The sequence below is a fragment of the Gilvibacter sp. SZ-19 genome, from assembly GCF_002163875.1.
GTDB lineage: Bacteria > Bacteroidota > Bacteroidia > Flavobacteriales > Flavobacteriaceae > Gilvibacter.
This window is the reverse complement of the sequence record NZ_CP019333.1, coordinates 2,376,352-2,398,017: the sequence shown is the minus strand read 5'-3', so window position 1 is coordinate 2,398,017 and position 21,666 is coordinate 2,376,352. Positions and strand designations below refer to the sequence as shown.

21 protein-coding genes and 2 tRNA genes are annotated in these 21,666 nt (G+C 43.7%); 14 read left to right on the top strand and 9 right to left on the bottom strand.

Features of this window, described 5'->3' with window-relative positions:
• Positions 1-1,131, bottom strand: coding sequence for a tRNA guanosine(34) transglycosylase Tgt (tgt, locus tag BTO09_RS11215; protein WP_087524868.1), 1,131 nt, complete (start codon positions 1,129-1,131; stop codon positions 1-3).
• Positions 1,132-1,299: 168 nt separating this feature from the next.
• Here tgt and BTO09_RS11210 point away from each other — a divergent pair, with 168 nt between their 5' ends.
• Together BTO09_RS11210 and BTO09_RS11205 are read left to right on the top strand one after the other, a co-directional pair.
• Positions 1,300-2,145, top strand: a complete 846-nt coding sequence (locus tag BTO09_RS11210) for a transketolase (RefSeq protein WP_087524867.1) — start codon at positions 1,300-1,302, stop codon at positions 2,143-2,145.
• Positions 2,146-2,155: 10 nt separating this feature from the next.
• Positions 2,156-3,109 (top strand): transketolase family protein, encoded by a 954-nt coding sequence (locus BTO09_RS11205; RefSeq protein WP_087524866.1) that lies wholly within the window; start codon positions 2,156-2,158, stop codon positions 3,107-3,109.
• A gap of 79 nt (positions 3,110-3,188) precedes the next feature.
• On the opposite strand, the gene BTO09_RS11200 is transcribed toward BTO09_RS11205, so the two are convergent.
• Entirely contained in the window at positions 3,189-4,094 is a 906-nt protein-coding gene (locus BTO09_RS11200) for an FKBP-type peptidyl-prolyl cis-trans isomerase (RefSeq protein ID WP_232454954.1), read from the bottom strand.
• A 131-nt stretch (positions 4,095-4,225) separates the two neighbouring features.
• Here BTO09_RS11200 and BTO09_RS11195 point away from each other — a divergent pair, with 131 nt between their 5' ends.
• Positions 4,226-4,597: an RNA-binding S4 domain-containing protein gene (locus tag BTO09_RS11195; RefSeq protein WP_087524864.1), complete on the top strand. Its 372-nt coding sequence runs from the start codon at positions 4,226-4,228 to the stop codon at positions 4,595-4,597.
• Between the two features lie 39 nt (positions 4,598-4,636).
• Positions 4,637-5,128: a phosphoribosyltransferase family protein gene (locus BTO09_RS11190; RefSeq protein ID WP_087524863.1), complete on the top strand. Its 492-nt coding sequence runs from the start codon at positions 4,637-4,639 to the stop codon at positions 5,126-5,128.
• Here the strand turns inward: BTO09_RS11190 and BTO09_RS11185 are convergent.
• Complete coding sequence (locus BTO09_RS11185) at positions 5,120-5,638, bottom strand: shikimate kinase (RefSeq protein WP_087524862.1); 519 nt, start codon at positions 5,636-5,638, stop codon at positions 5,120-5,122. The two genes, BTO09_RS11190 and BTO09_RS11185, sit on opposite strands and share 9 nt — an antisense overlap.
• 127 nt (positions 5,639-5,765) lie before the next feature.
• Here BTO09_RS11185 and BTO09_RS11180 point away from each other — a divergent pair.
• The 7 genes from BTO09_RS11180 (at position 5,766) to BTO09_RS11150 (ending at position 10,984) form a co-directional block, all read left to right on the top strand.
• Positions 5,766-5,841, top strand: a tRNA-Lys gene (locus tag BTO09_RS11180).
• A 35-nt stretch (positions 5,842-5,876) separates the two neighbouring features.
• Positions 5,877-5,960: transfer RNA gene (locus BTO09_RS11175), tRNA-Leu, on the top strand.
• Positions 5,961-6,527: 567 nt separating this feature from the next.
• Complete coding sequence (locus tag BTO09_RS11170; RefSeq protein WP_087524861.1) at positions 6,528-7,442, top strand: MerR family transcriptional regulator; 915 nt, start codon at positions 6,528-6,530, stop codon at positions 7,440-7,442.
• A 53-nt stretch (positions 7,443-7,495) separates the two neighbouring features.
• On the top strand, positions 7,496-8,956 hold the full coding sequence (locus BTO09_RS11165; RefSeq protein ID WP_087524860.1) for an NAD(P)/FAD-dependent oxidoreductase: 1,461 nt from the start codon (positions 7,496-7,498) through the stop codon (positions 8,954-8,956).
• 14 nt (positions 8,957-8,970) lie between these two features.
• The gene (locus tag BTO09_RS11160; RefSeq protein WP_087524859.1) at positions 8,971-9,813 is read left to right on the top strand and encodes a phytoene/squalene synthase family protein; all 843 of its coding nucleotides are present in this window, start codon (positions 8,971-8,973) and stop codon (positions 9,811-9,813) included.
• A gap of 2 nt (positions 9,814-9,815) precedes the next feature.
• Positions 9,816-10,265 (top strand): sterol desaturase family protein, encoded by a 450-nt coding sequence (locus BTO09_RS11155; protein WP_087524858.1) that lies wholly within the window; start codon positions 9,816-9,818, stop codon positions 10,263-10,265.
• A gap of 2 nt (positions 10,266-10,267) precedes the next feature.
• Positions 10,268-10,984 carry a lycopene cyclase domain-containing protein gene (locus BTO09_RS11150; RefSeq protein WP_087524857.1) on the top strand — a complete coding sequence of 239 codons (717 nt, stop codon included), beginning with the start codon at positions 10,268-10,270 and terminating at the stop codon, positions 10,982-10,984.
• On the opposite strand, the gene BTO09_RS11145 is transcribed toward BTO09_RS11150, so the two are convergent.
• The 3 genes from BTO09_RS11145 to BTO09_RS11135 form a co-directional block, all read right to left on the bottom strand.
• Positions 10,951-11,523 (bottom strand): TlpA disulfide reductase family protein, encoded by a 573-nt coding sequence (locus BTO09_RS11145; RefSeq protein WP_087524856.1) that lies wholly within the window; start codon positions 11,521-11,523, stop codon positions 10,951-10,953. The genes BTO09_RS11150 and BTO09_RS11145 overlap by 34 nt on opposite strands.
• Before the next feature lie 226 nt (positions 11,524-11,749).
• Entirely contained in the window at positions 11,750-12,817 is a 1,068-nt protein-coding gene (locus BTO09_RS11140; RefSeq protein WP_087524855.1) for a hypothetical protein, read from the bottom strand.
• A gap of 70 nt (positions 12,818-12,887) precedes the next feature.
• Complete coding sequence (locus BTO09_RS11135; protein ID WP_087524854.1) at positions 12,888-13,553, bottom strand: Crp/Fnr family transcriptional regulator; 666 nt, start codon at positions 13,551-13,553, stop codon at positions 12,888-12,890.
• 134 nt (positions 13,554-13,687) lie between these two features.
• Here BTO09_RS11135 and BTO09_RS11130 point away from each other — a divergent pair, with 134 nt between their 5' ends.
• From BTO09_RS11130 to BTO09_RS11120, 3 genes are read left to right on the top strand one after another with little or no spacing between them, the layout of a single operon-like run.
• The gene (locus BTO09_RS11130) at positions 13,688-15,046 is read left to right on the top strand and encodes a Gfo/Idh/MocA family protein (RefSeq protein ID WP_087524853.1); all 1,359 of its coding nucleotides are present in this window, start codon (positions 13,688-13,690) and stop codon (positions 15,044-15,046) included.
• Positions 15,047-15,053: 7 nt separating this feature from the next.
• Positions 15,054-16,130 carry a galactokinase family protein gene (locus BTO09_RS11125; protein WP_087524852.1) on the top strand — a complete coding sequence of 359 codons (1,077 nt, stop codon included), beginning with the start codon at positions 15,054-15,056 and terminating at the stop codon, positions 16,128-16,130.
• Positions 16,127-16,981, top strand: a complete 855-nt coding sequence (locus BTO09_RS11120) for a sugar phosphate nucleotidyltransferase (RefSeq protein ID WP_087524851.1) — start codon at positions 16,127-16,129, stop codon at positions 16,979-16,981. Before BTO09_RS11125 ends, BTO09_RS11120 begins: the two co-directional genes overlap by 4 nt.
• A 3-nt stretch (positions 16,982-16,984) precedes the next feature.
• Here BTO09_RS11120 and BTO09_RS11115 read toward each other — a convergent pair whose 3' ends face one another.
• The 3 genes from BTO09_RS11115 to BTO09_RS11105 all read right to left on the bottom strand — a co-directional run bounded on the left by BTO09_RS11115 (position 16,985) and on the right by BTO09_RS11105 (position 21,653).
• Positions 16,985-17,935 carry a hypothetical protein gene (locus tag BTO09_RS11115; protein WP_157663493.1) on the bottom strand — a complete coding sequence of 317 codons (951 nt, stop codon included), beginning with the start codon at positions 17,933-17,935 and terminating at the stop codon, positions 16,985-16,987.
• Between the two features lie 145 nt (positions 17,936-18,080).
• Positions 18,081-20,345 carry an aconitate hydratase gene (locus BTO09_RS11110; protein ID WP_087525549.1) on the bottom strand — a complete coding sequence of 755 codons (2,265 nt, stop codon included), beginning with the start codon at positions 20,343-20,345 and terminating at the stop codon, positions 18,081-18,083.
• Positions 20,346-20,516: 171 nt separating this feature from the next.
• Complete coding sequence (locus tag BTO09_RS11105) at positions 20,517-21,653, bottom strand: acyltransferase (protein WP_087524849.1); 1,137 nt, start codon at positions 21,651-21,653, stop codon at positions 20,517-20,519.
• Positions 21,654-21,666: the final 13 nt, after the last annotated feature.

Genomic DNA, 21,666 nt, shown 5'->3' with positions numbered 1-21,666 from the left:
CTACAAGCGTTTGTCCATTTGACGCACCATTTTGTCTTTCCAAGACTTAAAGGTTCCGGCAATGATCTGTCGTCTGGCTTCGCGGACTAACCACAAATAAAAGCCTAAATTATGAATCGTGGCGATTTGTTTCCCTAAAAGTTCGTTAACACTGAAAAGGTGTTTTAGGTATGCCTTGGTGTATTGCGTATCTACATAGGTGTGTCCCATAGGGTCTATCACAGAAAAGTCGTCTTCCCACTTTTTATTTTTGATGTTGATGGTACCTTCTGAGGTGAACAACATTCCGTTTCGCGCGTTTCTTGTTGGCATCACACAGTCAAACATATCTACACCTAAGGCGATATTCTCTAAAATATTTATCGGAGTACCAACACCCATCAAATAGCGAGGCTTATCCCAAGGCAACACTTCTGTGACCACTTCGGTCATGGCATACATCTCTTCTGCAGGTTCACCAACCGAAAGTCCCCCGATGGCATTTCCAACGGCATCTACGCTGGCTATATATTCTGCGGATTGTTTCCGTAAATCCTTGTAGGTACTGCCCTGAACTATCGGAAAGAAGGCCTGAGAATAGTCGTAGGTGTAAGGCAATTTGTCGAGTTCGGCTATGCAGCGATCCAACCAACGGTGGGTCATGAGCATGGAACGTTTGGCGTAATTGTAGTCGCATGGATAGGGTGTGCATTCGTCAAAGGCCATGATGATATCTGCCCCTATAACCCGCTGGATCTGCATTACACGTTCTGGAGTGAACATATGATAAGATCCATCTATATGCGATTGGAACTTAACCCCTTCTTCTTTGATCTTCCGATTTCCGGAAAGTGAGTACACCTGATAGCCACCACTATCGGTTAAGATATTGCGGTCCCAATTCATGAATTTATGCAAACCTCCTGCCTTTTGTAGGATGTCCGTTTTAGGGCGTAAATACAAATGGTAAGTGTTCCCTAGAATGATATCCGGATCGATATCTTCTTTAAGCTCACGCTGATGCACGCCTTTCACGGTTCCGGCTGTACCAACCGGCATAAAGATCGGTGTCTCTATGGTTCCGTGATCTGTGGTAATCGTGCCCGCACGGGCTTTACTAAGTGGGTCGTTTGCTGCTAAGCTGAATTGCATATCTCTGGTAGATTCCTCAGCGGCAAAGATAGCATCTTATGCTGTTTTTACCCCCGATTGCGCTGCAATGTTAACTAATCCTTGGGAATCGTTGATAACTCGACTTGACAGCTCTTTGCTCGAGGGGTTGAATACCTTAATTTTACGCCTAAATTCAAACCATTTTTTATGCCAGATATCGCAGCTTTAGAAGACTTGGTAACGCAGGTCAGACGCGACATTTTAAGGCAAGTACACAAAGTTAATTCGGGTCACCCGGGAGGTTCCTTGGGTTGTGCCGAATTTTTTGTGGCCTTGTTTCAAGTCATCATGGACCGTAAAGACGGTTTCCATATGGACGGAAAAGACGAAGATATTTTCTTCTTATCTAACGGACACATTTCCCCGGTATTTTACAGTGTTTTAGCTCGAAGTGGATACTTTCCGGTAGAAGAGTTGAACACCTTTAGACTGATCGATTCTCGCCTACAAGGCCATCCAACCACTCACGAAGGTCTTCCAGGAGTTCGTGTAGCTTCCGGTTCTTTAGGACAGGGAATCTCTGTAGCCGCCGGTGCCGCAGAGACCAAGAAACTCAATAAAGACCCACATCTGGTCTACGCACTTTGTGGCGATGGCGAGTTACAAGAAGGTCAGAACTGGGAGGCGATCATGTACTGCGCCGCTAATAAAGTAGACAACCTGGTTGTTACTGTGGACTTAAACGGACAACAGATCGATGGTTCTACAGACGACGTACTAGACTTGGGTAACGTCCGCGGTAAATTCGAAGCCTTTGGCTGGACAGTTCACGAAGTGACCGATGGAAACAATATGCAAGCCGTAATAGACGGTTTGACGCATGCCAAAAATCTAACGGGACAAGGTAAACCTGTGTGTTTGCTGCTTAAAACTGTTATGGGTAATGGGGTTGATTTTATGATGCATACCCATGCGTGGCACGGAAAAGCACCAAACGACGAGCAATTGGCCGTTGGTCTTGCTCAAAACCCAGAAACCTTAGGAGACTACTAAACCACTAGCAATGAAGATCTATACAGATACAGGAAAAAAAGATACGCGCTCTGGTTTTGGAGCAGGCCTAACGGCTTTGGGACAATCGAATCCGGATGTGGTTGCGCTGTGTGCCGACCTTACCGGATCGCTTAAAATGGACGAATTCAAAGCAAACCACCCGGAAAGATTCTTTCAGGTTGGGATTGCAGAAGCTAATATGATGGGCCTAGCTGCTGGGATGACCATTGGAGGAAAGATCCCTTTTACAGGGACTTTTGCAAACTTCTCCACAGGTCGTGTTTACGATCAGATCAGACAGAGTATTGCCTATTCGCATAAGAATGTAAAAATATGCGCTTCTCACGCCGGTTTGACCTTGGGAGAAGATGGGGCAACTCACCAGATCTTAGAAGATATTGGCCTTATGAAAATGCTACCGGGTATGACCGTGATCAACACTTGTGATTTCAATCAGACCAAGGCTGCAACTATAGCCATTGCTAAGCATCATGGACCAGTATATTTACGATTTGGACGCCCAAAGGTGCCTAATTTCACTGCAGAAGATCAAGACTTTGAAATTGGCAAGGCAGTGAAACTTCAAGAAGGAAGCGATGTGACCATTGTAGCTACAGGCCATTTGGTATGGGAAGCTTTAGAGGCAGCCAAAGCACTGAATGAAGAGAGTATTAGCGCAGAGGTGATCAATATTCACACCATTAAACCGCTAGATGCTGAGGCGATCGTAAAGAGCGTTAAAAAGACAGGTTGTATCGTTACTGCAGAAGAACACAACTACCTCGGTGGTTTGGGTGAATCGGTAGCTAGAGAATTGGCCTTGCATCATCCGACTCCGCAGGAGTTTGTTGCAACCAATGATACTTTTGGCGAGTCAGGGACACCTGCACAACTTATGGACAAATACGGTTTAAACGCTGCCGCGATTGCAGCCAAGGCCAAAAAAGTAATGGGACGCAAATAAGTTCTATTGAACTAAATAACCATCACAACTAAAAAATCCCGCTTCGTGCGGGATTTTTTTATGTTTTAAACTAGCTAGCTTAGTTTGTATCCGGATCTCTGTAATCTGGAATACCGTCGCCGTTTGAATCTGTCAAGGTAACGACTCCCTCATCGTCTATTTCGATTTCATCACGCGTAGGAATTCCGTCGTTGTCATCGTCAAAGTCTGCAAAGTCCGGCACTCCGTCGCTGTCGGTATCGTCGTCTAATTCGTTACCGTTGTTGTTCAGGTCTTCGTTTAAAGAGATTATCCCGTCCTGGTCGTGATCAGCCACAACAGCATCCAATACATTAAAGGTGAAGATCAGCTGCGCATAAAGCGGGATCTGCGTACTCGGTGGCTGATTAAAATAAGCGATACCGGATGGAATAAAGAGCGCTCCAGATCCGAAGCCTTCAAAGCTCACTGTACCATCAGGGTTTACGGTTTGCGATGTTGCTCCTTTGAACTCGGTGAGTCCTTCTTGGAATCCGTCAATTACTCCGGTAAGATCAAACCACACCGGGTTTGGAGATCCGTCAAACTGCGTACCGTTCAATAGTGTTCCTCGGTAGGTCACCAGGGTTGAATCTACAAAGGTCGGCTGATTCCCCTCGCCTGCAAGGGCTTTAAGAATGTATAGGTTATAGGTAACGTCTTCTTCTTCTCTATCGGTTACAACTTTGGTTTCCACTTGATCGATAAGCGGGGTCTTGTCTGCATTCTCTCCTGCGATAGTATCTATAACCACTTCGAAATCGAATCCTACAGGAGGTGTCTGAAACTCTTCGTAATTGTAAAAGTGTGTCTGTAAAAAGGCAACCAATTCGGCCTCGGCGTTAACCGCCTCTTCCCCACGGTCTCTTGGAGGAATAGTTTCAATGCCGTTGTCGTCGTTTCTACAAGAGAACATAGCCGCTAATAAAAGCGTCGCTAAAAGCGTGTTGAATATCTTCTTTTTCAATGAGATTATTTTTGAAATGAGCAGCCTTAAACTGCCGTATTTACACCATTTTATGTCTTAAAAAGACGGGCGCAAGATACCATTTTTTATACTTTTGCTATAAACATTAACGTTCATTTTAGACCGATTGTATGAGGGTTGATAAATATCTTTGGGCCACACGTTACTTCAAGACCAGAAATCAGGCGACCATAGCATGTAAAAAAGGTGCTATTCGCGTGAACAACGATGTGGTGAAGCCTTCTAGAGAAGTCTATCCTGGCGATGAGCTAAAAGTACGCAAGAATCAAATAGATTACTGTTTGCGCGTTTTGGATACTCCTGCCAGCCGTGTGGGTGCCAAGTTGGTAGACATTTACAGAGTGGACACTACGCCAAAGGAAGCAGTGGAAACCTTAGAACTTCTAAAATACTCCAAAGACTATTACAGAAAGCGCGGAACGGGTAGGCCAACTAAAAAGGACAGACGCGATCTGGAAGACTTCACAGACGAACAGGAGTGATCAAAGTTTTGGTATCTTTGTTATAGAACAAAAGAGTTTATGGATATTATCCTCAATCACGAGCAGGTTCAACACAAAATAAGACGCATTGCGTATCAGATCTACGAGGCCAATGCCAACGAAAAAGAGATCGTGCTCGCCGGAATAGAAGGCGGTGGTTACACCTTGGCACAGCGCCTGGCAGAAATGCTTCAGGACATAGCCCCCATGCACTTTTCACTTTGTAAAGTGGCTATTGACAAATCGAACCCGCGAGCGCCTATTACTACAAGTATGCCAGCTGAAGCGTATAGGGATAAAGCCGTTGTACTCATAGATGATGTACTGAACTCTGGCACGACCCTGATCTATGGGGTTCGGCATTTTCTAGATGTTCCTTTGTCGCGCTTTAAGACTGCGGTGCTAGTGAACAGAAATCATAAGAAGTATCCTGTCAAAGCAGATTTTAAAGGAATTTCTCTTTCTACTTCCCTGAACGAAAATGTCGCAGTGGTCTTTGGAGACAAGCAAGATGTTGTTCACTTAGAATAATAAGGCCACTATTTCGGCTACTATTTGCTGCGGAGTCTTTTCAGAGGAATCTATACGATGCTGCGCTTGCATATAATAAGGAGACCTATCGAACAAATGTTTGCGTACAAAATCCTTAAGATCTTCTTGGCTGTTCAAATGAGCTATTAATGGGCGCAGTACTCTCTCTGGCCACAGGCGCGATACCAAAACATCCAGATCTGTTTTGAGATAAATTGTTGTCACCTCTGGTGCCTCCAGCAATTTATCCATATTTCCGGCGTAACAAGGTGTACCTCCACCCAGCGCTAAAACTTGGTTCTTGGGTTGTTTTAACTCTTTTTGTAATACTTCGGATTCAATAATTCTGAATTTTATCTCCCCTTTTTCGCGAAAGATCTCTGGAATTGATTGGCCCGCTACTTGGGCTATTAAGGTGTCTAAATCTGCATAGGGCCACTGCAGGACTTCGGCTAATTTTTTACCGATCAGCGACTTACCACTGCCCATATATCCCAACAGTACGATCATTGTAATTGCATTTAGATTGCGGCTGTATTGAAGAACCGAATTCCTTTTTCTGAATTCTCAAATTTAAATCAAAATAGCTTTGATAAATAAATAGAATGGTTTTATATTTGCACCCGCATTCAACAAAGACCTGATAGCTCAGTTGGTAGAGCATCTCCCTTTTAAGGAGAGGGTCCTGGGTTCGAGCCCCAGTCAGGTCACCAAAAAAAGTTAAGCCCCGCGGCCTAACTTTTTTTTTGCCCGGGTGCTGGAATTGGTAGACAGGCATGGTTGAGGGCCATGTGTCCATTAGGGCGTGTGGGTTCGACTCCCACCTCGGGCACTAGAGAATTATAAAGCGACAGTAAAGATCGCAATGAAGAAACCACGCGAAGCATGCTTCGACGTGGTTTTTTTATTGTGAGATTTAACGCGCTAAGCGCGTTATCGCTTTATAATTTTGACCTCGTCGCGGCATGGGACGGCCGAGCGAAGCGAGGCACTCTCACCTCAACGAATGAAATGAGTTTGAAGAGGACGGCCGAGCGAAGCGAGGGAGGCGCCCAAAAATTATAAATAGCTTAACACCAAAATGTCATCTCGATACATTTTTTACTGCGTAAAAAACACTCGATGACCGTAAAACCCCCGCGCCAGGGATAGAGCGGCATGTCTGAGCTCTCCTAAGGTGCAGCGAGGCACACTTTAGGAAGCGAGTAGCGATAGCCCGGCCGTGGAGTTAACGAAGTTATACTTCACGGGGCGCCCAAAAATCAAACACAAACAAAATTTTCTAGTCAATTAGCAACAAAAGAATGTTAATTGTTTACTATTTTTTCCTTTTTATTAAACAAAACCTTATTTTTGTTGATCGCTATATTGTGATTTAAAACGAGAAGCCCCGTTAAGTATGCTTGTTAAAACCCAATTTAACATTAAGGACTTGGAAAACCTCAGCGGCGTTAAAGCGCATACCATTCGCATTTGGGAAAAACGCTATGGTCTACTCGAGCCTAATCGTACCGACACCAATATTAGAAAGTACGACCTGGAGAATTTAAAAAAGTTGCTCAACGTGACTTTTTTGTACAATGAAGGCATTAAGATCTCTAAGATCGCCAAACTGAGCGAAGAAGAGATTCAGCAGATCATTGAAGAACGCGCAACTCAAAAGCAAGAGGACTACGCGATGAAGGCCTTTAAAACGGCCATGTTCGATTTTGACTACACGCTGTTTGCCACTACTTTTAACGAGCTTAGTGAACGCATGAGTTTTAGAGAGATCTTTATGGATGTCTTTATTCCACTCTTGCAAGAGATAGGGACTTTATGGCAAACCGGAACGATAGACCCGGCACATGAACGTTTTATTTCGGAACTGATCAAACAGAAGATCATTGTCAATATTTCGAATCTGCAAAGTGTGCAAGCCCCAGAAAGGGATGATATTCTCTTTTCACTGTATTTGCCATATGAGGAAATTCATGAAATTGGACTACTCTATGCGCATTACGAGATCTTACAAGCCGGTTATCAGACCATTTACCTAGGAAGCAATATTCCGCTGCCAAGTTTGCGCAATGTGCTAAAGCACCACGATAATGTGGTGTTCGTTTCCTTCTTTACTGTGAAGCCAGACAAAGTTTCGCTTTACGAATACCTTAAGGAATACGACAAGATCATTTGTAAAGAACAACTGAGTGATCTGTGGTTAATGGGAGCTAAAACCCGTGAGGTTGAGGCCAGTAAGGTGCCTGAGCATGTATCAGTGATTGGTACTATAGAGGGCTTGCTCGAAAAACTGAATTCATTAAAAAAATCTTAAATACGATTTAGCGCTTTCTTTTTGTTTAGAATTTGATTTAATTTGTTAAACAAATGAAGAAAAGCATTGCAATCGTAGGTAGCGGCTTCGCCTCCATGGCCGCGGCATCTTATCTGGCAAAAGCCGGTCATAAGGTGAGCATTTTTGAAAAAAATGAAACTGTTGGCGGTAGAGCTCGCCAACTCAAGCGAGACGGTTTTACTTTCGATATAGGTCCTACTTGGTATTGGATGCCAGATGTTTTTGAACGCTTCTTTGCGGACTTTGACAAAAAACCAGAAGACTTTTACGAACTGATCAAGCTGAATCCGGCCTACAGTGTCTGTTTTGGAGAAATGGACTTCATTACTATAGAAGATACCTTAGAAAAGATCTGTAAGACCTTTGAACAGGAAGAACCGGGAGCAGCCGCAAAGCTCCAGAAGTTCATGGCCAAGGCCAAGTCCAACTACGACATCGCTATTAAAGACCTGGTATACCGCCCAGGAGTATCTCCTTTGGAATTGGTAACACCGGTGACCATTAAAAAGATCGGACAGTTCTTTAGCACCATCAGTAAAGATGTACGCTCCGAATTCAAGAATCCACGATTGATCTCCATATTGGAATTCCCCGTATTGTTTTTAGGAGCTAAGCCAAGTAACACACCTGCATTCTACAGTTTTATGAATTATGCGGATTTTGGTATCGGGACTTTCCATCCTAAAAATGGGATGTATTCGGTTATTGAAGGGATGAAAGCGCTGGCAGAATCCTTAGGGGTAGCAATTCATACCTCCCAAAATGTAGAGGAGATCCTAGTAAATAATGGTCGTGCAACAGGCCTGGTGGCTAACGGGAAGAATTTCGAGGCTGATATCGTTCTAAGCGGTGCAGACTATCATCACTCTGAAACCCTATTGCATCCGAAGTACAGACAATATTCAGAAAATTACTGGAAGAAAAAGACCTTTGCTCCTTCTGCCCTGCTCTTTTATGTCGGTTTTGAAAAGCCTATAGAAAATGTTGAGCACCACACGCTTTTCTTCGATGTAGACTTCGAAACGCACGCACACGATATTTACGACAAAGCGGCTTGGCCCGAAGAACCGCTTTTCTATGCGAGTTTTCCATCTAAAACAGATGACAACGCAGCTCCAGCAGGAAAAGAAGCTGGAATCTTTTTGATTCCTCTTGCACCGGGATTGGAAGACACTCCAGAAATGCGCGAAAAATATTTTGACATAATTCTCTCTAGACTAGAGCGATTAACGCAGCAAGAAGTTAAAAAATACGTTATCTTTAAAGAGTCCTACTGTGTAAACGACTTTATAAAGGACTACAATTCTTACAAAGGAAATGCGTATGGGATGGCAAACACCCTGCTGCAAACGGCCTTTTTAAGACCTAAGCTGCGAAGTAAGAAAGTAAAAGACCTGTATTTTACCGGTCAGCTAACGGTTCCGGGGCCTGGGGTTCCTCCCTCGCTGATCTCTGGAAAGCTAGTAGCCGGTTTAATTGAAAATGACATTTAGTACACTATTGCAGCATGAAAGCAACATTCGACATCGTTTCTAACCTGTGTAGCCAAAAGGTGACCAATGCGTATAGCACCTCCTTTTCACTAGCTACCAAAATGCTTGCGCCGAGTATTCGCCAGGACATTTACAACATTTACGGCTTTGTACGCTTTGCCGATGAGATCGTGGATTCCTTTCACGATTATGATAAGGCAGTACTTTTTGACCGTTTTGAACAGAGTTTGGAAGATGCCCTTACGGATAAGATCCACTTGAATCCAATATTGAATGCCTTTCAACATACGGTACATAAATACAACATTCAAAAATCGTCCATCGATGCATTTATGAAAAGTATGCGTATGGACCTGACCAAGACAGAATATCTTACAGACGCAGAGTACAAGGAATATATCTACGGCTCTGCAGACGTAGTAGGGCTGATGTGCCTCATGGTATTTGTCAAGGGTGATCTGGAGCGTTATGAGGCATTAAAGGAATCTGCCATGCATTTGGGCTCCGCTTTCCAAAAGGTGAACTTTTTACGAGATCTCAAAGCAGATTTCGAAGGCCTGAGCAGAACCTATTTTCCAAATACCAATTTGAACGCCCTAGACGAAAATTCTAAGAAGCGTATCATTGCAGAAATAGAAGAAGATTTTGCAAAAGGATATCAAGGAATATTACTTTTGCCAGCGGAAGCGAAGTTCGGTGTCTTTATGGCCTACCGCTATTACAGACGCCTGCTCAAAAAGCTCTATAGAACTCCAGCAATGGAGATCAAGAACAGACGTATTCGCGTTCCAAATTACGAGAAGTTCGGGTTGCTAACCCGTAGTTATGTAAAATATCAATTAAAATTAGTTCGATAGAAATGAGTGTATTGCTTTGGATTTTGGTTTTTCTAACCACATTTTTCATTATGGAATTCATGGCCTGGTTTACCCACAAATACATCATGCACGGCTTTCTGTGGGTCTTGCACAAAGACCATCACCACAAAGACCACAGCAGTTGGTGGGAACGCAACGACGCCTTTTTTATCTTTTATGCTGCCGTTAGTATTGGCTGTTTTATTGCCTGGCAGTACTACGGATTTTGGGCTGGCTTGCCAATAGGCCTCGGAATCTTTGCCTATGGAGTGACTTACTTTATGGTACACGATATCTTTATCCATCAGCGTTTTAAGATGTTCCGCAATGCGAACAACTGGTATGCCCGTGGGATTCGCAGAGCGCACAAGATCCACCACAAACATCTCGGGAAAGAAGACGGACAGTGCTTCGGCATGCTCTTACCTCCTCTGAAATACTTTAAAAAATAAGCATGCAGTACCTGTACCTTTGGTTAAACTTAGGTTCATTTATTGTACCCTTCCTCTTTAGTTTCCATCCACGGCTTAAATTCTACAAACGCTGGAAGGGATTCTTTCTAGGAGTATTGGTAATGATGGCTGTTTTTATCCCATGGGATATTGCCTTTACGGCAAATGGCTTCTGGGGATTCAATCCGGACTATTTAAGCGGAATCTACCTCTTTAACCTTCCCATAGAGGAATGGTTATTCTTTATCTGCATCCCCTACGCTTGTATCTTTACACATTACGCGCTCATAGAATTACTGCCAGAGATCAAACTGAGTAAGCGCGCATCTGCTGTAATCTATACGGTTTTAGCTACGGTATTGGTGATCTCGCTCTGGTATACGAATCATTTGTGGTATACGGCTGTAAACTTCAGCTACGCGCTTATTGTTCTTGGTATAGTTTACAACTGGCGTCCTGAATTATTTCAGCGCTTCTTTCTTACCTATTTGGTGATCCTTATCCCCTTTTTTATTGTCAATGGCGTTTTGACGGGTTCTGGAATAGAAGAGCAAGTTGTTTGGTATAATAACGATGAGAATTTGGGTGTTCGAATGGGAACCATCCCAATAGAGGACACTATTTACAATTTGGGGATGCTATTGACCGTGTTGGCCATTACCGTTTATGTCTCCGGACCGGCTACTCAACGGCTGAGTAAATCGTCTAAGAACAAGTAGAATTCCGGGGCATCCCAAGCCTTGGCTCCCGTTTCTAATAGAACCACCTTACCGCTTTTATCTATAACTGCTGTTGTTGGGAGCGCGTTGCTCTGCAAGGTTTCTGGCGCAGCATATTCTTGAATATAAACCGGCAGCTCATAGCCTTTCTTTTGCATAAAGGCCTTGAGTTTTTCTGCGGATTCGTTAGAGACAAAATAAAACTCGACCTTTTCATTGTAGTCATCGTACAGCTTTTGCAAAGCAGGCATTTCGGCAATACAAGGCGGACACCAGGTCGCCCAGAAATTGACCACAACCACCTTCCCTTCAGATTCCACAAAATTGACATCCTCACCGGACAAGGTCTTCAACGGCCAATGATAAGTATTTAAAGTCAGCTGCTCTTCTTCTGGCAAACTGTCTGGAGCAAAAGCGAACAAGCGCTGTATAGCAGCTTTTATAGGAGTTCCCGTTTGAGGCACCAATAAAAGCACTATGGCCAACACCCAAAGTATATTACTCCAATTCTTTTTGAGAAAGGTTCGGTCTAATTTCATCTATTTAAAAATTTTTATTTCTCCGATAATCAAGCAAATAAAAATTATCAGCATAGATTAACCGCTTCGCTTTCGCACAAAAAATTTAATTATTCCGGCGGGTAGACTAGTAATTAAATTTGTTTGTGCTCATTTCATAAATCTATAGTCCAAAAATAAGTCGATTCCTTGCATAAAAAAAGTCCCGCTCACCAGCGGGACTTTCACTACAAAAATGTATTACTCCTTAATTTCGAGTAACTGTGATCGAGTTGGACAAGCTAAAGCAGCCCACTAGATCGCTGGCATTGTTGCCAGGCATTGCGCCTTCTAGGCCGTCCTCAAAGCGCAAGTACCATATAAGGCACACTCCTACACCAGCACCGTCAAAGTCTACGCCTTCTAGGGCTTCAAGTGTTGGAGGTAAGCCTAAGATGTTTCCGGCATCGTCGGTGATCACCCAAGTAGAATTAGTTCCAGTTTGGGTTCCATCTAAAGTGATTCCGCTTACCATATCCGGCATACCGTCTACAGTAAAGGTAAATGGCCCTCCGCTGATCATACCTGCATTTGGGGCATTTCTAACCACTTCAATCGGGTTAGACAGGCTGAAGTCTCCTTCTAGATCGTTGGCGTTTGCTCCTACTTCTGCTCCTACTAATCCGTCTTCGAATCTGAGGTACCAGATCAGACATACACCACCACCGGCGCCATCAAAGTCTACACCTTCTAAGGCTTCGAGGGTTGGAGGTAATCCTAAGATGTTTCCGGCATCGTCTGTAACGACAAAGGTTCTGTTGCTTCCTGTTGCAGCCGGATCGGTGCTAATTCCACTCACAAAGTCAGGGCTTCCGTCTACGCAGAATTCAAAAGGACCTCCCATAAGAACTCCTGCATTTGGCGCAGCATTTCTGTTTACAGTGATCGAGTTCGACAAATCAAAAGTACCGGTCAGGTCGTTTGCATTTGCTCCAACTTCTGCTCCCTGAAGATCATCTTCGAAACGCAGATACCAGATCAAACAAACCCCTACTCCAGCATCGTCAAAGTTTACTCCTTCTAGTGCTTCAAGGGTTGGAGGCAAACCTAAGATATTCCCAGCATCGTCAGTAACCACAAAGGTTCTATTCGTGCCAACGGCGTCGGGGTCGGTGCTAATACCGCTTACAAAGTCAGGGTTCCCATCGACTAAAAAGGTGAAAGGCCCGCCTTGAAGTGTTCCAGCATCAGGTGCTGGCGTATTGTTGTCATCATCATTGCTACAGGCGGCAAATAGCAAGGAAACAAACAACAGGCTAAAAATTTTTCTTTTCATGATTATAGTTTTATTAATACCGATACAAACTTAGATCGGCTACATGAAAAGAAATGTCAGCTAGCTTACACTAGGCAGAAAATTTTAAACGAATCTCATTTCTGCTGAAGTCTATGAGCTCTTCTGCCTTAAATTTATTCATGATGGAATTCAATGTAGGCCGTGATGTTCCGAGCAATTTGGCAATGTCCTTTTGAGTATACGGATGTTTGATCACGGTATCTCCATTATACGGGCAGCAGTAGCCGTAGTCGTCTGCCAGCTCCTTTAAAAATTCCTTCACGCGGGTTTCTGCGTCTTTATATAATATAAGTTCTAAACGACGCTCCAGACGTTTTAATCGAAAACCTATCAGTTTGTATATTCTAAAACTAAAGCCGCGATTATCACGCATAAGTTCATGCATGGTATTTACATCTACAGGGCAAATACTGGTGCTCCCCAAGGCCTGGGCAAATTCATCGCGCTTCTCTTCTCCTAAAATGGCTTTTTCGCCAAAGAGCTCGCCTTTAGTAAGAATGGCTTTGACTATCTCTTCGCCTTCTTCGGTATAGTATCCGAGTTTAACACGCCCCTCTTCTATAAGATACACCTTACTGGCATTGTCTTCTTCAAAATAAATATAGTCTTGTTTTTTGTAGGTGTTGAAGTCGTGATCTTGCTTATATGCCTTGAACTTATGGGGACAAAGCATGGAGAACAGATTGACCTCTTCAAAGAACCAAAGCGTCTTCATAGCGAATATTTTTGTAGTGTTTAGGCCAGCACTATGGTGTTGACCTCGGTTAGTTATCTGTTTTAGACGGATGAATTCAGAAGGACTTACAACACACAATGATTTATGGTTAACTTTGTTTAAAACCCTTTTTTATGAGTAGCCGTAGAGAATTTGTAAAACAGTCTGCCTTAATTGGTACAGGATTGGCCTTAAGCCCGGCCTTCGCATTTGCTCAAGACATAAAACCGCTAACAGAAAAGTTGCGGGTAGGCTTAATTGGCGTTGGTCTTCGAGGTACCAATCATTTACAAAACCTGCTATATAGAGATGATGTGGAGATCGTAGCCGTTTGCGATATTGATACGCGCAGAATGCCCGTAGTAAAAGAGCTGCTCAAAAAACACAAACACAAGGCTGTAAAACAGTTTACTGCAAACGAACTCGACTACAAGAATTTACTTGCACTAGATAATATAGACGCTGTGATCATATCTACGCCATGGCTTTGGCATGCGCGTATGGCCAAAGACGCTATGAAAGCAGGTAAATATGTTGGGCTGGAGGTTTCTGCTGCTAACACTATGGAAGAGTGTTGGGATCTGGTGAACATACACGAAGAGACCGGATCTCATTTGATGATCTTAGAAAACGTTTGCTACCGCCGCGATGTGATGGCGGTATTGAATATGGTAAAACAAAATGTCTTTGGAGAATTGTTGCACTTTCGCTGCGGATACCAGCATGACCTGCGTTTTGTAAAATTCAACGACGGTAAAACAGCTTATGGAAAAGGTGCTGAGTTTGGTGAAAAAGGTATTTCTGAGTCTGCCTGGAGGACAAGGCACAGTTTGCTTCGCAATGCCGATGTTTACCCCACCCACGGCTTAGGTCCTGTTGCCAACATGTGTGACATTAATCGCGGGAATCGTTTTGTTTCTATCTCTTCTATGGCCTCAAAAGCCGTTGGCTTGAACAAATATATAGTAGATGTAGGCGGAGCTGATCATCCCAACGCCAAGCTAAAATGGAAGCAAGGAGATGTAATCACTTCCATGATTAGCACTTCCAACGGGGAGACCATTATTGTGACTCACGATTGCAATTCCCCGCGACCTTATTCCCTTGGCTATAGAGTTCAAGGTAGCGAAGGACTGTGGGAAGTTGACGGTCGTAGAATCTATATAGAAGGAAAATCCGAGCCACACCGCTGGGATGAAGCCCAACCTTGGTTAGACAAGTACGATCATCCACTTTGGAAACGCTTTGCGGAGCGCGCCACTGGTTCCGGACACGGGGGCATGGACTTCTTTGTGCTAAATGCCTTTGTAGAATCGGCCAAACGCAATGTAGCTCCTCCTTTAGATGTTTATGACGCTGCGGCTTGGAGCGCGGTGACACCGCTATCTGAAGCCTCCATTGCTGCCAATGGAGAAGCTCAGGAATTCCCTGACTTTACACGCGGGAATTGGGTAAAGCGCAAGCCGTGGAACTGGAACAGTGACCTTTTCTAAATAGCTTATGACCCGAATAAAAGCCCCGGCACGGATCTGTCTTTTTGGTGACCACCAGGATTATTTAGGTTTACCTGTCATTGCCTGCGCGATAGATAGGTATATCGAGTTCAATGCGTTGCCAAACTCGAGTAATACGCTCCGTTTTGACTTCATCGATCTAAACGAAAAACGCTCGGTGAACTTAGATCAGCAGTACAATAATTTTGGCCCGAGAGATTATATCCTATCTAGCCTGTATTTACTACAACAGCGCGGAATACAACTAGAGTCTGGCTACGATATTGAGGTCTACGGAAATATCCCTATCAACGCAGGCTTGAGCAGTTCTTCGGCCTTTGTAGTTGCCTGGATCACTTTATTGTTAAAGCTCAGCAGCAGATTAAATGATTATACTGCTGTAGAGATCGGCCAGATGGGGTATGAGGCGGAATGTGTGCTGCACAAAGAAGCCGGCGGTAAAATGGATCAATATACGGCTGCCATTGGCAACACAGTTTATATAGATACCAGTAGAGATCTCAGCTATGAGTCTCTAATATTTCCTACAGATGCTCTTCTGGTTGCCAACTCAGGTATTCCCAAAGAAACACTAGATGGCTTGCGAACGCTTAATGAGCGAACTCATGCGGCCATAGCAAAAGTTACCCAGCAATACCCTGACTTAGAAATTGCCAAAGTAGGCCTCGGAGAACTCGGACAGTATCTTAAATTCTTGGATGAAGAACAAGGATTATTGTTCGAAGCAGCGGTACGAAACCACACTTTGACGCTCGAAGCTGTAAAAGGCATTCGCTTGGGTACTGCAGACCCATCATTCTTGGGCGCTTTAATGTACGAACACCATAAAGTATTACGCGATTTTTTGAATATCACCACACCGGAGATCGACGCGCTAGTAAATGCGGCCATGGATGCTGGAGCATTTGGCTGTAAGATCGTTGGTTCAGGTGGCGGAGGATGTATAGCTTGCATAGCTCCACAGGCAAAGAAGGACGAAATCCTGTCCGCTCTCAATGCAGCAGGTGCTGCGGTAGCTTTCGAAGCAATGATCTCCGAAGGAGCAAAAGAATTGGCCGAATGAAAACCCTGATCATCTTAGCCGGAGGCGCATCCACTAGAATGAAAAGCTCACAAGCTAGTGCTAATGTTACTGCTGCGGAGGTAGCCGCTGCTAATGCCAGTGCAAAATGTCTGATAGTCTTAGAGGGAGACAAGCGTCCCGTTTTGGACTATCTGATCAAACAGGCAGCCAAAGCTGGGGTTGAGCGAGTAGTATTGCTCACCGGGTTTTACAATGCCGCGTTTAAACAATGGTATGACGATGCTGAATTCAATCAAAATGCCTTGGGTGTTCAGATCGACTTTGCAATACAGAGAATTCCAGAAGGCCGTGATAAACCTCATGGAACAGCCGATGCATTGCAGCAAGCCTTAGAACAGCTACCTGAGCTAAAAGAGCAGGAATTCTTGGTGAGTAACAGTGACAACCTTTATGATAAAACCGCGATAAAGGCACTGTTAGAAACTGAGGCCAGCAATGCGTTCATTGCTTATGATAGAGCAGGTCTCGATTTTGCAGAAGAAAAGATCGCCCGCTTTGCCCTTTGCCGTTTAGGTCCAAACAACGAACTCTTAGAAATTGTGGAGAAGCCTCAGCAAGCTTTAATGCATTCCTACCGAGATCAAGCTGGCACTTTACGCGTGAGCATGAATATCTTTAAATTTCACGGACAAGACATTTACCCGTATTTGGTTAGCTGCCAAGAACATCCACAGCGCAAAGAAAGAGAATTACCCACTGCGCTCATGAATATGATTCACCAAGGAGGAATTTCACTCCAGGGTATCCCATTTAAGCAGCATGTGCCAGATTTGACCACCAAAGAGGATATTGCCATCTTTAAGGCAGATATAATAAAGACTAAAAACTAAAACTTATTGTTCAACATAAGTGAATTCATATATCTCGTCATTTGTTGGTGGAGTATCAGAAATAATTGAATAGGATTTAGCCTGCAAGGAGTTAAGCTGTCCGTCGCTGGAAAATACGGGCTCCACTTCACTTCTAACCGTTTGGACATCACCTGTTTCAGGATTTATCCAATCCTCATTTAAAGGCAAGAACTGAAAATCCAAAAAGTCTTTTGTAAGTCTTGTTATATCACCTAGGAGTATCACACGAGGGATTTCATTTAAAGCCGAGCCAAAGTTTAAGGTTGTTTCTTGAGCTGCGAAAGCGTTGACTCTTCTTGCTGTCACATTCTGTATCTCACCAGTAACGGTACTATAAGACTCAACTATTTCTTCAGAAAAATCGAGAGCATCATCTTGATACACTCTGAATTTCCCAAATCTAGGACGATTAGCCGCTAGGTCTGCCGCAGACACATAAATATTTACTAAAGACACTCGCCCAGATGCATCATAATTATAAACATAGTATTCTGGATTGTCTTCACTATACCAAAAGGTGAATTGGTGTAAGCTGCCGTCATCATTATACTCAAATTCAAAAAATTTAACTGCGGCTTCACCTGGTCTTATTACGTCAATTCGAGTTAGACGACTTCCATCATAAATAAACATTCTTCGGTTAACCGATAATGAAGGAAAAGTAACGCTACACTCGGTTAATTGATTATCTGAGTTATATAAAAATTGATATGTCGTTTTATCTAAGGTGTTACTCGAATTAGTCCGAGACATACTTTGTAGAAAGATCTCAGCCGTACTACTGCTATCATCATCTCCACCATCATCTGAAGTGTCGGTTGATGTATCATCAGTTGGATCTGTATTTGGGGTGTCATCTGAGCTACTGCTGCAAGCAGTGATCACAGTTACTGAAACAAATAGAATGGCAAAGCGAAAAAGTAATTTGGTCATGTTGATATAATTAGCACTTTATATATGGAAAGATAATTGTAGTGCTCTAAAGGCACAAAGATGCGCTCTTAATTGATTGTTAATTCTCAAAATAAAAAACCCGAGGCTTTCACCTCGGGTTTATTTTATAAGCTACTCGCTTAATTTAAGCGTTCTGCTTCTTGATAAGGTTCAATGCCGACCCTTCTCTATACCACTCGATCTGAGCATCATTATAGGTATGGTTGGCCATGATGGTATCCTTAGATCCGTCCGCGTGTACCACCTCTATCGTTAATGGTTTGCCTGGAGCAAAGTCCGCTATATCCACAAAGTTGAAGGTATCGTCTTCTTGGATCAGATCGTAATCGGCCTCATTGGCAAAAGTCAAACCGAGCATTCCTTGCTTTTTCAAGTTGGTCTCGTGAATACGAGCAAAAGACTTCACCAATACAGCAGCAACTCCTAAATGACGAGGCTGCATAGCCGCGTGCTCTCTAGAAGAACCTTCCCCGTAGTTGTGGTCTCCCACCACAATGGTCCGAATTCCCTTGGCCTTATAAGCCCGTTGTGTATCAGGTACACCGCCGTACTCGCCGTCCAATTGATTCTTTACAAAGTTGGTCTTTTTGTTAAAAGCATTGACTGCACCGATCAAAGTATTGTTGGCAATATTGTCCAGGTGACCGCGGTAACGCAACCAAGGCCCTGCCATAGAAATATGATCTGTAGTACATTTACCAAAAGCCTTGATTAGCAACTTAACCCCTTGCAACTCGCTGTCTTTAATGGGTTCAAACGGAGTTAGCAATTGCAAACGCTCTGAAGTAGGGTTAACCACTACATTTATACCGCTTCCGTCTGCTACTGGCTCTAAATAACCGGCATCTTCCACGTCAAAGCCTTGTGGTGGCAATTCCAAACCTCTTGGCTCGTCTAACTTAACCTCTACCCCATCCTCGTTGATAAGGGTGTCGTTCATTGGGTCAAAATCCAAGCGTCCTGAGATCGCAATGGCAGCAACCATTTCCGGAGAACCTACAAAGGCGTGCGTATTTGGATTACCGTCTGCTCGCTTAGAGAAGTTACGGTTAAAGGAGTGCACAATGGTGTTCTTTTCTTCTCCCAGAAGGTCTGAACGATCCCATTGTCCTATACATGGGCCACAGGCGTTGGTAAAGATGGTAGCACCCAAATTCTCGAATACACTCAATAAACCATCGCGCTCTGCGGTGTAGCGAATCTGCTCCGACCCAGGGTTGATCCCAAAGTCACTTTTAGGTTTTAATTTTTTGTCGATGGCCTGTTGTGCGATACTTGCTGCACGGGTCAAATCTTCGTAAGAGGAGTTGGTACAAGAACCTATTAGTCCCCACATCACGTTAAGTGGCCAATCGTTTTCTTTTGCCTTAGGACCAAGCTCTCCTACTGGCGTAGCCAAGTCTGGAGTAAAAGGTCCGTTCAAGTGTGGACGCAATTCAGAAAGATTGATCTCTATCACTTGATCGAAATATTGTTCCGGATTCGCGTATACCTCAGGGTCACCTGTTAGATATTCACGGATCTTATTGGCTTCGTCCGCGATCTCAGAGCGATCTGTTGCGCGTAAGAAGCGCTCCATAGCGTCGTCATATCCAAAGGTAGAAGTCGTAGCACCGATCTCCGCCCCCATATTACAGATGGTTCCTTTTCCTGTACAAGAAAGGTTTTCTGCACCAGGCCCGAAATATTCAACAATGGCTCCGGTTCCTCCCTTTACGGTAAGAATACCTGCTACTTTTAAGATCACGTCTTTAGAAGCTGTCCATCCGTTGAGTTCACCCGTTAATTTAACTCCGATCAACTTCGGGAATTTAAGCTCCCAAGGCATTCCGGCCATAACGTCTACTGCATCAGCTCCTCCAACTCCAACGGCAACCATTCCAAGTCCACCGGCATTTACTGTATGTGAATCAGTACCTATCATCATTCCTCCTGGGAACGCATAGTTCTCTAACACCACTTGGTGGATGATCCCTGCTCCTGGCTTCCAGAAACCGATTCCGTATTTGTTAGATACAGATTCTAAGAAGTCAAATACTTCGCTACTGGTCTCATTGGCGCGTTTTAAGTCGGCAGCAGCACCTTGTTTGGCCTGGATCAAGTGATCACAGTGTACTGTTGTTGGTACAGCCACTTTTTGTTTTCCGGCTTGCATGAATTGCAGCAAAGCCATTTGCGCCGTAGCGTCTTGACATGCAATGCGGTCTGGAGCAAAATCTACATAATCCTTACCGCGTACAAATGGTTTGGATGGTAATCCATCCCAAAGGTGGGCATAGAGGATCTTTTCCGCTAAGGTTAGTGATTTACCAGTTAGCGCTTTCGCAGCATCTACCTTCTGCGCCATCTGCGCGTAGGTATTCTTTATCATGTCAATGTCGAATGCCATATATTTAGTTTTTTTGGAAGTGTTGCGAAAATACGAAATTTTCATTGGAAAATTAAGCAGCTAATCATCTCAAATTGCGCGTCAAGGCACGATTTACGGGAATGCCATTTTCTAAAATAAAAATTGACTAACCTCTGAATTTCTAGTTGTGTTTTTTGCCGACTTGATAATCTAAGGAGCTTGAAAATAACGTTTTACCAATCGATGATCTCTTAAATTCATCATAGGTCGCTCGTAAATTCGGTACAATAGGTAGGATAAAACCAAGGTCAGTAGTATATAAACTATTACGTAGACTCCCTTATCGATAAGGGAAAGTCGCTCGGTCGGCAAGTGGAATTTGAGCAATTGCAGGACCACGGAATAATGCAACAAATACATACTGTAAGAGATAAGACTGATCCGAGTTATAGGTGATCTAACTAATCTTGGTGCAGACTGCCAATGACTCAGCACCGGTAAGAACAGCCCAATACTCAACGAGCAAAACGGCAGATAGATCACATTCCAAACCAGAGCGTGGCTATCAATAAACCAACCAAACACAGGAATCCCGAAACTGATCAGCAGCATACCCATCAGCCCTAAAAAAAAGAAAATCCAACGACCAGATCTCCATAAATCCTTAAAATACTTCGACAAATAAGCTCCCAACATGCCGTAAAATATGGCGTCTAATCTGTAGATCATCACGGCCTTTAATTCCCGATTCCAATAATTCATGTCTGGCTGAGCAAGCTGGAAATGATAATAGCATTTACTGATCAACCCAAAGGCTATCATAGCCAAAGCTGTATACAAAAACGCCTTCTGTGCCTTAATCTTCAATGCTTTCCACAATCCCCATCCGAGCAAAGGCGCCAACAGATAGGTAAACTCTTCTACAGGTAAACTCCAAGATTCGGTAAAGAAGATATCCATAGCGGAAAAGGCATTCTGCAAAAAGAAAAAATACTGCCAGAGGCTATCGGGCAACTCACGCCCTATATAGAAAAGTATGGCAATGTTGACCAATAGGATCAGGTAATAATTGGGCAAGGTCCTAAACCAACGCCGTACCCAGAAATACTGCAATTTGGCTTTGTCGTAGGCGACTGAGAAATGATTGAGCAGTATCCGTCCGATCAGAAAACCGCTGAGCACAAAAAAGATCTCAACCCCCAATACACCCATAAGTCTGAGCAGCTCTCCCGGTAGACCAGGAAGCTCAGGCACTATCCAAAGCGCGTGAGAAAACACCACGAATAAGATCGCCACCGCTCGCATGAGGTCTAAACCAAAAATACGCTTGGCGTAATCTATTTGCATAAAGAGATATATT